General features: G+C 41.1%; 10 protein-coding genes and 1 other annotated feature (1 of these 11 only partly in view). Of the genes, 7 read left to right on the top strand and 3 right to left on the bottom strand.

What is annotated here, in order from left to right:
- Positions 1-14 (top strand) — a binding site (T-box leader) (it extends 208 nt beyond the left edge of the window).
- Between the two features lie 97 nt (positions 15-111).
- From leuS to NSS65_RS14320, 5 genes are all read left to right on the top strand, one after another.
- Positions 112-2,526, top strand: a complete 2,415-nt coding sequence (leuS, locus tag NSS65_RS14340; RefSeq protein WP_024424893.1) for a leucine--tRNA ligase — start codon at positions 112-114, stop codon at positions 2,524-2,526.
- A 130-nt stretch (positions 2,527-2,656) separates the two neighbouring features.
- The gene (locus NSS65_RS14335; protein ID WP_268436334.1) at positions 2,657-3,559 is read left to right on the top strand and encodes a dienelactone hydrolase family protein; all 903 of its coding nucleotides are present in this window, start codon (positions 2,657-2,659) and stop codon (positions 3,557-3,559) included.
- 46 nt (positions 3,560-3,605) lie between these two features.
- Positions 3,606-4,358 carry an NAD(P)-dependent oxidoreductase gene (locus tag NSS65_RS14330; RefSeq protein ID WP_268436333.1) on the top strand — a complete coding sequence of 251 codons (753 nt, stop codon included), beginning with the start codon at positions 3,606-3,608 and terminating at the stop codon, positions 4,356-4,358.
- 219 nt (positions 4,359-4,577) lie between these two features.
- Complete coding sequence (locus tag NSS65_RS14325) at positions 4,578-5,438, top strand: carbohydrate ABC transporter permease (RefSeq protein WP_087976618.1); 861 nt, start codon at positions 4,578-4,580, stop codon at positions 5,436-5,438.
- 25 nt (positions 5,439-5,463) lie between these two features.
- On the top strand, positions 5,464-6,963 hold the full coding sequence (locus NSS65_RS14320) for an extracellular solute-binding protein (protein WP_024426205.1): 1,500 nt from the start codon (positions 5,464-5,466) through the stop codon (positions 6,961-6,963).
- A gap of 45 nt (positions 6,964-7,008) precedes the next feature.
- Here the strand turns inward: NSS65_RS14320 and NSS65_RS14315 are convergent, their stop codons facing one another.
- A complete protein-coding gene (locus tag NSS65_RS14315; RefSeq protein ID WP_024426204.1) occupies positions 7,009-7,851 on the bottom strand; it encodes an aldo/keto reductase in 843 nt (280 codons plus the stop codon).
- A 10-nt stretch (positions 7,852-7,861) separates the two neighbouring features.
- Positions 7,862-9,049 carry an MFS transporter gene (locus NSS65_RS14310; RefSeq protein WP_024426203.1) on the bottom strand — a complete coding sequence of 396 codons (1,188 nt, stop codon included), beginning with the start codon at positions 9,047-9,049 and terminating at the stop codon, positions 7,862-7,864.
- Positions 9,050-9,204: 155 nt separating this feature from the next.
- Here NSS65_RS14310 and NSS65_RS14305 point away from each other — a divergent pair, with 155 nt between their 5' ends.
- Positions 9,205-9,576 (top strand): winged helix-turn-helix transcriptional regulator, encoded by a 372-nt coding sequence (locus NSS65_RS14305; RefSeq protein WP_003217763.1) that lies wholly within the window; start codon positions 9,205-9,207, stop codon positions 9,574-9,576.
- Between the two features lie 38 nt (positions 9,577-9,614).
- Here the strand turns inward: NSS65_RS14305 and NSS65_RS14300 are convergent, their stop codons facing one another.
- The gene (locus tag NSS65_RS14300) at positions 9,615-11,915 is read right to left on the bottom strand and encodes a helix-turn-helix domain-containing protein (RefSeq protein ID WP_342467314.1); all 2,301 of its coding nucleotides are present in this window, start codon (positions 11,913-11,915) and stop codon (positions 9,615-9,617) included.
- Positions 11,916-12,146: 231 nt separating this feature from the next.
- Between NSS65_RS14300 and NSS65_RS14295 the strand changes: the two genes are divergently transcribed.
- Positions 12,147-13,112 carry a sugar ABC transporter permease gene (locus tag NSS65_RS14295; RefSeq protein ID WP_024424886.1) on the top strand — a complete coding sequence of 322 codons (966 nt, stop codon included), beginning with the start codon at positions 12,147-12,149 and terminating at the stop codon, positions 13,110-13,112.
- Positions 13,113-13,125 lie beyond the last annotated feature (13 nt).

The following is a 13,125-nucleotide window of genomic DNA, read 5'->3' as shown; positions in this document are numbered from 1 at the left end:
CTCTCGTCCCTTTCCAGGGATGAGGGTTTTTTGTTGATTTTAGAAAAATCTGAATTCTTGCAGTGGTCATCTAAGCAGATAAAGCCGTACATATTAAAGGAGGTTTTCACATTGAGTTTTCAGCATCGGGAAATTGAAAAGAAGTGGCAGGATTATTGGCTGACACATAAAACATTCGCCACATCTGACTCGGAAGATAAACCGAAGTTTTATGCACTTGATATGTTTCCATATCCATCAGGAGCAGGGCTTCATGTCGGGCACCCTGAGGGCTATACAGCAACGGATATTCTATCACGCATGAAACGTATGCAGGGATATGATGTTCTTCATCCAATGGGATGGGACGCATTTGGGCTCCCGGCAGAACAGTATGCACTTGATACAGGAAATGACCCGGCGGCCTTTACAGAAGAGAACATCAATAACTTCCGCCGCCAAATTCAATCACTAGGGTTCTCGTATGATTGGGATCGAGAAATCAACACGACAGATCCGAATTACTACAAATGGACACAATGGATTTTCTTAAAATTGTACGAAAAAGGATTGGCCTATATCGATGAAGTACCAGTGAACTGGTGCCCAGCGCTTGGCACAGTGCTTGCAAATGAAGAAGTCATTGATGGAAAAAGTGAACGCGGAGGCCATCCTGTTGAAAGACGTCCTATGAAGCAGTGGATGCTAAAGATTACAGCATATGCGGACAGGCTGTTAGAAGATTTAGAGGACATTGATTGGCCTGAAAGCATCAAAGATATGCAGCGTAACTGGATCGGACGCTCTGAAGGAGCGCACGTTCATTTTGAAGTAGAAGGACATGACGAACAGTTTACGGTTTTCACAACGCGTCCTGATACACTATTTGGCGCAACATATGCAGTGCTTGCACCAGAGCATGCACTTGTTGAAAAAATTACATCAGATGCTCAAAAAGAAGCTGTCAAAGCGTATATCAAAGAGATTCAATCAAAGAGTGACTTAGAGCGGACAGATCTTGCTAAAACGAAGACAGGTATTTTCACAGGAGCGTATGCCATCAATCCTTTAAATGGTGAAAAGATGCCGATCTGGATTGCCGATTACGTGCTGGCGACTTATGGAACTGGAGCCATTATGGCGGTTCCTGCCCATGATGAACGTGACTATGAATTCGCCAAAACCTTTGATCTTCCAATTAAAGAAGTTGTAGAAGGCGGAGACATTGAAAAAGAAGCCTACACAGGTGATGGAAAGCACATTAACTCTGATTTCCTAAATGGGTTAGGAAAAGAAGAAGCGATTGAAAAAGCGATTGCATGGCTTGAAGAACATCAAAAAGGTGAAAAGAAAGTCACATATCGTTTAAGAGACTGGCTGTTCAGCCGTCAGCGCTACTGGGGTGAGCCGATTCCAATCATTCATTGGGAGGACGGAACATCTTCAGCTGTTTCAGAAGAAGAGCTTCCACTGATCTTGCCTAAGACGACAGAGATTAAGCCAAGTGGTACAGGTGAATCACCATTAGCCAATATTAAAGACTGGGTTGAGGTTGTAGATCCTGTTACAGGTAAAAAAGGCCGCCGTGAAACGAATACAATGCCGCAATGGGCAGGCAGCTGCTGGTATTTCTTACGTTATATTGATCCTCATAACACAGAAGAGCTTGCCTCTCCTGAAAAGCTGAAGAAATGGCTGCCAGTTGATGTGTATATCGGCGGAGCAGAACATGCTGTACTGCATCTTCTATATGCACGCTTCTGGCATAAGTTCTTGTATGATATCGGTGTTGTTCCAACAAAAGAACCTTTCATGAAATTGTTCAACCAAGGTATGATTCTTGGGGAAAACAATGAAAAAATGAGTAAGTCAAAAGGAAATGTGGTCAACCCAGATGATATCGTAGAATCTCATGGTGCGGATACATTACGACTTTATGAAATGTTCATGGGACCTTTAGATGCATCAATTGCTTGGTCTGAAACAGGACTTGATGGCGCTCGTCGTTTCCTTGATCGTGTATGGCGTCTCTTTACAAATGAAGATGGTTCACTCAGTGATAAAGTGACAGAGCAATCTGGCGGCGCATTAGAACGCAGCTATCATGAAACAGTTATGAAGGTAACGGATCATTATGAAGGCTTGCGTTTCAATACAGGAATTTCACAATTAATGGTGTTTATCAACGATGCCTATAAGGCGGATACACTGCCGAAAGAATATGCAGAAGGTTTTGTAAAGCTTCTTTCTCCAATTGCACCGCATTTAGCAGAAGAGCTTTGGAATAAACTTGGTCATGAAGGATCTATTTCTTATGAAGCATGGCCTCAATATGATGAGTCAAAGCTTGTCGACGATGAAGTAGAAATTGTTGTACAGCTTAACGGTAAAGTAAAAGCAAAATTAACCGTTCCTGCTGATGCAACAAGGGAGCAGTTAGAAGAGCTTGCGAAAAATGATGCACGTGTAAAAGAACAGCTTGAAGGGAAAACCATTCGTAAAGTGATTGCAGTTCCTGGGAAGCTTGTCAATATTGTTGCGAACTAATGATGACACCCATCGGTATGAACCGGTGGGTGTTCTTTATTTCCCGGGACATAATTTTGTCGAAAACAAGGTGATTCCCGCATCGGTCTCGTATTTTAACAGGTGATCAAGAAAATGAGGAGTGACGTCAATGGAAAAGGAAAGCAAACGTGAACAACTGCTCAGTCTGTTAGGAGAAATGCCAGAACGTCATCGCGTGGAGTCTTATACGTTAAAAATGGAAGAACGTGAATCATATGTGGTTGAAACTCTCATTCTCTCTATGAATGGTGTAGAGGAAGTCCCTGCTTATTTCGTGAAACCGAAGGATACGGTGAAAAAAAGACCCGTTGTGCTGTTCCAGCATTCACATGGCGGGAATTACGTGAATGGGAAGGAAGAGCTGTTAAAAGGTGCTCATTATTTGCAAACGCCTTCATATGCAAAAGAGTTTACGTCTAAAGGATATAGTGTACTGGCCATTGATCATGCAGGGTTTGGTGAGAGAAGAGGAAGAACAGAAAGTGAAATTTTTAAGGAAATGCTTTTAACAGGAAAAGTGATGTGGGGCATGATGCTGTATGAAAGTATGTGTGCGATTGATTATTTGCTGTCTCGATCTGATGTGCTGGCGGACAGGTTAGCTGTCTTTGGGATGTCAATGGGCGGTCTTCTTTCCTGGTGGACGGCTGCACTTGATGAGAGGGTCAGTGTGTGTATTGATCTTTGTGCACAGGTGGACCATCATACATTAATTGAAACGAACAATTTGGACAGACATGGCTTTTATTACTATGTACCGAGCTTGGCGAAGCATTTTACAGCAGCGGACATTCAAGAAATGATTTTTCCAAGACCGCATTTAAGCTTAGTTGGAAAGCTTGATCAGCTCACGCCTGCTGAAGGCGTTGGAAGGATTCAAAAAGTATTGAGTCAAACCTATGAAGCTGCTTCATTGAAAGAACGATATCAGCTTACCCGTCTTCATGCAGGTCATTTTGAAACAGCCGCTATGCGTCACGAGGCGACACGATTTTTGAAAAAGTGGCTGTAATCAAGAAACGCTTGGACATACTACGTCAAAAGAAAGGAGGAGACAGATGAAAAAAATCACCATCATTGGCGGATGCGGTGTGATTGGACGTCTTTTAACAAAAGCGCTCTCTGATGAGTACAGCGTCACGATTATTGATCTAACAAACTGTGTAGAAGGAGTCATTTTAGCCGATGCAGCGAATGAACAGAATCTATATGAGGCAATTCCGCGGGATACAGATGTCATCTTGCATCTTCTAAACATGGAAATGACGCATGATGTGATGGATCATGAAGAATTTGCAAAAATGACTGATATTTTTTGGAGGAGTACCTATTATATGTTTCGTTCAGCCGCGCGGCATGGCATACGAAAAGTCATTTTTGCAAGCAGCAACCATGTGACGGATCGTTATGAAGAGGATGGACGCTCCTTACTTGGACGGCAGATTACAACTGACGATGTGCCTGCGACTAAAAATGTCTATGGCATATTAAAGTTTGCTTCCGAACAGCTGGGACGTTTGTTCCACGATCAATCGGGAATGTCTGTCATCAATTTAAGAATTGGAACAGTTGTAACAGATGAGATGAAGGCATTGCACAAAAAGCAAAGAACTAAAAGAACTCTGCTGTCACATGAGGATCTTACAGGTATGATAAAGGCAGCGGTTGAATCGGATATTCCCTTTGGGACCTATTATGCTGTATCAGAAAATGAAGAAAAGCCGTGGTCTACTGAGAAAACGAAACTGGAGTTAGGCTATGAACCAGATGTCAATACGACGGAAATCCTCGAAGAAAATGATCGAGCATAAGGCATAATCATGTCATGAGCTAATGATCTTATTCTTTTGTTTCATGAGCATAAAAGCACGGCTGACATGATCTATCCAGTTGGTCTGTCAAAATGATTATAGACGCTTTCTTCCCCCGTTTGTTACATTTTAATCACGATATCGTCACAGGCTGCAGCTTACTTTCAGATGAAATGATAACGCTTTCAAAGAAAGGGCGTGATGAACATAGATCGTTCTATTAAAGGCCGATTGTTCAATTTATTTAATTACTCTTTTCTACTCATGTTCGCATTAATATGTGTGCTTCCGTTCATCCATGTCATTGCCGCCTCTTTTGCAACAGTAGAAGAGGTCATCACGAAGAAGTTTATTTTGTTCCCGACGACGTTTTCTCTAGAGGCATATCGATATATTTTTTCTACAGATATTGTGTATCGCAGCCTCATTGTGTCCATTCTTGTGACGCTCGTTGGAACAGCTGTCAGCATGTTTTTGTCCTCGCTTATGGCATACGGGCTGTCTCGTCAGGAGCTAAAAGGCCGGAGAACACTGATGTTTCTCGTTGTTTTCACGATGCTGTTTAGCGGAGGTATGATTCCGACGTTTATTGTGGTGAAAACACTTGGTCTGCTTGATACCTATTGGTCACTTATTCTCCCGGTTGCAATCAATGCGTTCAACTTAATCATTTTGAAAAACTTCTTTCAAAACATACCGGCAAGCCTTGAGGAATCAGCGAAGATGGACGGCTGTAACGATTTAGGGATTTTCTTTAAAATTGTGCTCCCACTTTCTTTGCCAGCCATTGCTACTATTTCACTTTTTTATGCCGTGACGTATTGGAATACGTATATGACTGCCATTCTGTATTTAAATGATTCAGTGAAGTGGCCGATTCAAGTACTGCTGAGACAGATTGTTATTGTCTCAAGCGGAATGCAGGGAGATATGTCGGATATGGGCTCATCCACCCCACCGCCAGACCAGACGATTAAAATGGCTGTGATTGTTGTGGCAACCATTCCGGTTCTGCTTGTCTATCCATTTATTCAAAAGCATTTCAACAAAGGGGCATTGCTAGGTTCTGTAAAGGGTTAAAAAGATGGAACAACGGAGGGATCATATGGGGAGAAAGAAATTATGGCTGATTGCGTTTGTTCTGTTATTTGCAGCAAGCGGTCTTCTGTCAGCATGTTCAAGTAAAGGGGCAAACTCATCAGATGAGAAGGTTGATTTAGACAAAAAGGTAAAGCTGACATGGATGGCGATTTTATATCATCAGCAGCCGCCGAAGGATTCAGTTTTAAAAGAGATTGAAAAACTAACAAATACAGAGCTTGATATTACATGGGTGCCTGATGCTGTGAAGGAAGATCGTTTAAATTCCGCACTTGCAGCAGGGAATTTGCCGCAAATTGTGACGATTCAAGACATTAAAAATTCGTCTGCGATTAATGCGTTCAGATCAGGCATGTTCTGGGAAGTCGGTCCGTATTTAAAGGATTATCCAAATTTAAGTAAGATGAACGAACTGATTAATAAAAACGCTTCTATAGACGGCAAGCTTTATGGCATCTATAGAGAAAGACCACTTTCAAGACAAGGGATTGTCATTCGAAAGGATTGGCTTGAAAATTTAAATTTGGATACACCAAAAACATTGGATGATCTGTATGAAGTAGCCAAAGCCTTTACGGAAAAAGACCCGAATCAAAACGGAAAAGCCGATACAATTGGCTTTACGGATCGGAACGATTTAATTTATGGCGCATTTAAAACGCTTGGTTCATATGAAGGAATGCCGACAGACTGGAAAGAAGAAAACGGGAAATTCACGCCGGACTTTATGACAGATGAGTACATGAATACAATGAAATACATGAAAAAGCTGCGCGACAATGGCTATATCAACAAAGACTTCCCAGTGACAAGCAAAACACAGCAGCAGGAATTATTCTCACAAGGAAAAGCAGGTATCTATGTTGGAAATATGGTAGATGCCGTGAACCTGAGAGATGATGCGACAGATAAAAACATGAAAGTAGATATTATCAACCGAATCAAAGGCCCAGATGGCAAAGAACGTGTGTGGGCATCAGGGGGGCATAATGGCATCTTTGCATTCCCTAAAACAAGCGTGAAATCAGAGGCGGAATTAAAGCGGATTTTGGCTTTCTTTGACCGTATTGCCGAAGAAGATGTATATGGTCTCATGACGTACGGTATAGATGGCAAGCATTATAAGAAAGAAGAAGGAAATACATTTGTCAGGGAAGAAAGCCAAGTGAAAGGCTGGCAGACAGATGTACAGCCGCTTGTCAGTCTTGTAGGAATTGATAAACGTTACTTAAAAAATAAAGGGGATGCAGTACGTTCTAAATATGAAGAGCTAGAAGAAGACAATCAAAACATCATCGTTGCCAATCCTGCTGAAAGCCTGTATTCAGAAACAGCATCAGAGCGTGGAAACGAATTGAAGAAAATCATCGATGATGCGACGTATAAGTTCATTCTTGGAGACATCAGTGAAGATCAATTTCAGAAGGATGTAGAGAAGTGGAAATCCAATGGTGGGAATAAAATCATAGAAGAATATGAAGCTTCCTTTAAAAAATCAAAATGATCAAAAAGAACACCCCCGCAAAGCAAAAAGGCGGGGGTGTTTTGATTAAAAGTCGAAGTTATCTGGATCTGGACCGATACGTTTGTTTTCATTTAAGTCAGAAAGACGTTTCATATCTTCATCAGATAAGACAAAATCAAATATATCAGCGTTTTCCTTTAAACGATGTGCTTTCGTTGATTTTGGGATGGTGATGACACCTTTTTGTACATCCCAGCGCAAAATAATTTGAGCAGGTGTTTTACCGTATGTGTCTGCGAGCTCTGTGATCAGCGGGTGATGCAGCAGTTCACCCTGCATCAGCGGTGACCAAGCTTCCATTTGAATGCCATGAGAGTTCAAATACGTATAGAGTGTTTCCTGCGTTAGTTTTGGATGAAATTCTACTTGGTTGATCGCTGGTTTGATGTCTGCATCTTTTAATAGCTCGTCTAGGTGATGCGGCTGGAAGTTGCTCACTCCGATGGCTCTGACCTTTCCTTCACGATACAAGGTTTCCAGTGCACGCCAAGCTTCTTTGTATTTTCCTTCAACCGGCCAATGGATTAAATACAGATCAAGGTAGTCAAGCTGAAGCTTTTTTAAGCTTTCTTCGTATGCATTTAGAGTAGATTCATATCCTAAATCGGCATTCCACACTTTTGAGGTGACAAAGATGTCCTCACGGCGCAGTCCTGTTTCTGCTAAACCAAGCTGTATGCCTCGTCCAACACCTTCTTCATTTCCGTAAATAGCCGCTGTATCAATACTGCGATAGCCTAATTGAATGGCTGTTTTGACAGCATCAACTAATTCAGCTCCATCTTCCACCTTGAATACACCAAGGCCAAAGCCTGGCATGAGGACCCCATTGTTTAATGTTTTTGTACTTTGTAAATGTTCCATCATAAAAACTCCTTTAAATGGTTTGTGTTTGTTCTTTTTGTTCCATTTGATAGCTGATCATCGTAAGAATGGCTGCGATGAGGACCATGATGCCGCCGACCCAGCCTGTATGCACAAGACCAAGTGTATCTGTCACGATGCCTCCTAAAAATGATCCAATGGCAATACCGGCATTAAAGGCAGCGATATTCATAGCTGATGCGACGTCGACCGCTCCAGGTGTGTATCTTTCTGCAAAATCAACGACGGCTACTTGCAGCCCAGGCACATTCATGAAAGCAAACAGCCCCATCAGCATGACGGTTCCAATGCCTAACACTGTGAATCCTGCAGTGAAGCTAAGGATAAACAAGATGATGCTTTGGATAATAAACATATAGATCAGTGCTTTCATTGGCTGTTCATTAGCAGCTTTTCCGCCAATGACATTTCCGGCTGCGATCGTGATTCCGTATAAAAGCAGGATCAAGGCCACAGCCCCAGGCGCAAGCCCTGTCACATGCTGCAAGAGAGGAGATAAATACGTGAAGACGACAAAGGTTCCTCCATACCCTGTGGCTGTAATGACAAATAAAAGCAAAATTCTTTTTGTTTTTAATAGGACAGCTTGATCTTTAAAAGATGTTTTCACACCCTGCTTTAATTGAGACGGCACAAGAAAATAGTTGGATATCAGTGCGATTAGACCAATGATCACAATCACACCAAATGATGTCCGCCAGCCGAGCTCATGACCAAGAAATGTTCCGAATGGCACACCTGTCACAGTCGCTACTGTTAAACCAGTGAACATAAAGGCAATCGCGCTTGCCCGTTTTTCTTTCACGACAAGGCTTGCAGCAATCGTAGAACCGATGGACATGAAGATTCCATGGGACAAGGCTGAAATCACCCGGCCGATTAACAGCACTGAAAAAGTCGGGGCAATGGTGGCAAGTGTATTACCAATCAAAAAGACGAGCATAATGAGCAAAAGCAATGTCTTTCTTTTCATCGTGGAAGTAAGAGAAGTCAATATAGGCGCGCCAAATGTGACACCAAGTGCATATAAAGAGACAGTCCAGCCCGCCTGACTGACGCTCACTCCAAAGTCCTCTGAGATCATTGGCAAAAGACCGACACTAATGAACTCAGTTGTTCCTATAGCAAAAGCACTAATCGCTAGTGCGAGAAGAGCAAAATGGTTTTGCTTTTTCTTCATAAGTAAGTTCACATCCTTCTGTGATGACATTTTGATAGACGAAGCCGATCGGCAAGAGTTATTATCTAACATAGATGACGAAAAAAAAAGTACGTACTTTTTTGTAATATAGGTACTAAAAAGTGCCTGTTCGTACAAAGAGGAGTGAACATTCGATGGAAAAGAAAAAATATAATATCTCTGTGGAAGCAACGCTTGAGGTCATAGGCGGGAAGTGGAAGTGTGTGATTTTATGTCATTTGACACACGGGAAAAAACGAACGAGCGAATTGAAGCGGCTCATGCCAAACATCACACAAAAAATGCTGACGCAGCAGCTGAGAGAGCTTGAAAGTGACGGGGTCATTAATCGGATTGTCTATGAACAGGTGCCGCCTAAAGTGGAATATGAATTAAGTGAATACGGACAGTCGCTCGAAAGAATCCTCAATGCGCTATGCGATTGGGGAGCAGCTCATATTGAACGTGTGTATGGAGAGCCGCTTTCCGTGCTGGAAGACAGCATCTTAAATGAACAGTTTAAATAAAAGAGTCCCGCTTTCTTGTGAGAGCGGGACTCTTTGTCTTACGAGCCTTTTTTCTGGTCGCGGTATTTCCCAGGAGTTGTACCTTCCAGCTTTTTAAAGGACCGGATGAAATTTTGCGGGTTTTTATATTTCAGTTTTTCCGAAATTTCTTTGACAGACATATCGGTTTCTACTAGCCAGTTTTTAGCGACATGGTGTCTGTAGGAAGAGAGATATTCACTAAAGGAGATATCCATTTCCTTTCTGAAAATACTGCTTAAATAATTTGGATTGTAATGCAGGCGTGTGGCGATTTCATCCAATGTGAGATCTGAGTCGAATTCTTGATGAATAATATGAATGATTTTTTCTGAGATGTTTTTGTATTGTGAGTCTTCACGTGCAGCAAGCTGGTCAATAATTGGCCGAATGATTTCATGTTTCAGCCATGCTTCTGTATCTTCAAAGGTTTTAAATTCAAAAATCGTATCATAGAGCATTTTGTTATCTTCGACCTCAAATAATTCAATGCCCAGCAAATGCATCAGCTCGATTAAATTGTTTAAAAAACGAGCGAGGGCGATATGGTATTCGTGCGGTCCTGCATTTTTAGAGAAAATGGATTGCAGGAGCACATGTAAATAGTGATCCGCCTTGCCTTGATCGCCAGCTTTCATCGCATCAAATAAATCATGCTGCAGCTGCTTTGGAAAATGGGTTTTGAACGTCTTTCCTTGCTGAATATGCTCATATAAGATAATGGACTTTTTCTCTGCTTTAAGTCTGTATTTTAAGGCTTCTTTTCCTTCAATGTAAGCATGTTTTGCCATCGTGAGTTCTTTAAACTGGCGGCTAATTCCAATGCTGATCGATAAACCAAGCTCTTCTTCAATACGCAGCTGAATGCTTTCTGCTAATTGATTTAAATATTCAGTAAACTCTTCATCTGACTTTGAGTGGTTGAGGATAATCGTTGTTTGATGCTGATTGACAACGGTTGGCTGAAGGTGCTCCTCTTGCGGAATAATCTGCTCGATCAGTCCATTGATCGCAAATAAAAGCAAGTCAGCATCTTTTTTTTCAAAAGGTGTTCCTTTTAATGTATCGATTTGGGTCACAAGCATGGACAAATGAGACCAGCCCTGAGGAAAGCCTAAGCTTTGGAACCGGTTGTTAACTTCTTCATCTGTCAGCTTTCCAAGCAGCAGCCGTACCATAAAGTATTGCTGTAAGTGTGTCACTTGCTGCTCAATCCGTTCCTCTAAATCATTGTTTTGATCTTTCATTTGTTTAATACTCGATTCAATCAACTCAAATTCATTTTGAAAAGGCTGTTTTTGCAAAAATGATTCATTGCGTGCAAATGACTCGTATAATAAGCGGATTGGTTTATAAAAGTGTCTAGAACCGAACCATGAAAATAGCAATGAAAGCGCTAACAAAACAGTGCAGATAATAAAGGTAATCCATCCGATTGATTTCGTTTGCTGCTTAAGTTCTGGAATAGAAACAAAGGATAGGTACGTCCATTCATTATAATCTGATTTTTGAAATGTGATTTGATAGTTGAGTTCGTCGATCTTCATATCAAATTGGCCTGATCGTTTTTCAAGTGAGAGCACATGTTTGACGATATCTTGATGTTTCAGCGATTCACCAATTTGTTCTTTGCGATTATGTAGCAGCACTTTTCCGTTTGTATCGATCACAAACATACTATCCGATTGAGAGAAGTCAGGCATGTTATCAGCAATGACGCAGCTTGGAATGCTGGCGACAGCGATTCCCTTTTTTTGAACGCTGTTCATAGGCAGTTGTTTGATTAAATTCACATTGTACTTACAAAAGGATGCTTTTCCTTCTTTTGTCGCAACAAGTGGATTATTCTCTTCAAGTGCCCAGCTGGAGTGACTTGGTATATTGAGGTAAGAGGTCAGCGCTTTTTCTTGGTCTTCGCTTGTGACATGATAAAGCCCCGAATTGTTCATGTACCAGTCTTCCATTTTACTGACGAGTGTAATATTGGAAAGATCGGTGTCAAAGGTTTGCAGGTAGTTCAGTTCCTGCTGTACTTGATTATAAAGCTGGAATTGGTCTGGATTTAAAGGTTCTGCCAGTGTTTGAAGGAGAGGCGGCGAACTGACATAGTGAGTGAGAGAATGATCAACAGTTTTTAAAATATGCTCAATATTGGATTGCGTTTGTTTAACGCTGTCGAGCTTTTCATTTGAGATATTTTCAAGTGCTGTTTTTTGTGAATGCTGATAAGAAAAAATGCCGACAATGATAACAGGAATCGTACTAAGTATGAAAAAAAACGTCACTAGCTTGTAATAAAATTTGTACTGCCTTCTTTTCATAAAACCCCCCATTTCAAACAAAACAATCTTTTCCCCTTAATTTATTAATCCAAAAATCTGGTAGGTTTGTCAATAATCATTTTCTGAGATTAGGATCATTTTCTTATGTTTTATGTAACGTTTTGAGTAGCATCACCTATGAAAATATGATCTGTTGATATGATTGTAGACGGATTTTTCATCCTTAAGATACAGTTAACACATGCATTAGCATGAGGGGAGGCTTTATCAATGAAAACAGAGGATGTCACTGCCAAGGGTGTGCCTGCGGCAGCTTTGAAAAGCGAAAAAAGAAAGCGCTTACTTAATCAATTGCTTAGTCAAAAGTTTTTGTATTTAATGATTTTGCCGGGGCTCATTTATTTTATTGTTTTTAAATATGTGCCAATGTGGGGGCTCATCATTGCCTTTCAAGATTACCAGCCGTTTCTCGGCATTCTTGGCAGTGAGTGGGTTGGATTCAAACACTTTATTCGATTGTTTACAGAACCAACATTTTTCATCTTATTAAAAAATACACTGATTTTATTTGCCATGAATGTCGTGATTTTCTTTCCAATTCCGATCTTATTAGCCCTTCTTTTAAATGAAGTGAGATTGGCATTGTTTAAGAAATTTGTACAGACGATGATTTATATCCCTCACTTCATGTCATGGGTGATTGTCGTGTCCTTATCTTTTGTTTTGTTAACAGTAGATGGCGGGTTAATGAATGAATTGATTGCTTTCTTTGGAGGAGAAAAGATTAACTTCCTTCTTAGTCAGGAATGGTTTAGACCGATGTACATTTTACAGGTAATCTGGCGGGAAGCAGGATGGTCAACAATCATTTACCTTGCGGCGATTACAGCGGTAGATCCGCAGCTATATGAAGCAGCAAAAATGGATGGGGCCGGGAGACTGAGACAAATGTGGCACATCACACTTCCTGCCATTAAAAGTGTTATTGTGGTTCTGCTTATTTTAAAAATCGGTGATACGCTTGAGCTTGGCTTTGAGCATGTCTATCTATTACTGAACGCAACGAACCGGGAAGTAGCAGAGATTTTTGATACGTACGTTTATACAGCAGGTCTTAAGCAAGGACAATTCAGCTATAGTACTGCTGTTGGTTTATTTAAAGCAGCCGTTGGACTTATTTTGGTCATGCTGGCAAACCGTTTAGCGAAGAAATTCGGGGAAGAAGGTATTTATTAAAAAAGGAGATGAG

Source organism: Bacillus sp. FSL K6-1006, from assembly GCF_038593175.1.
Classification (GTDB): Bacteria; Bacillota; Bacilli; order Bacillales; family Bacillaceae; genus Bacillus; species Bacillus safensis.
This window is presented reverse-complemented; position numbering and strand designations above follow the sequence as displayed.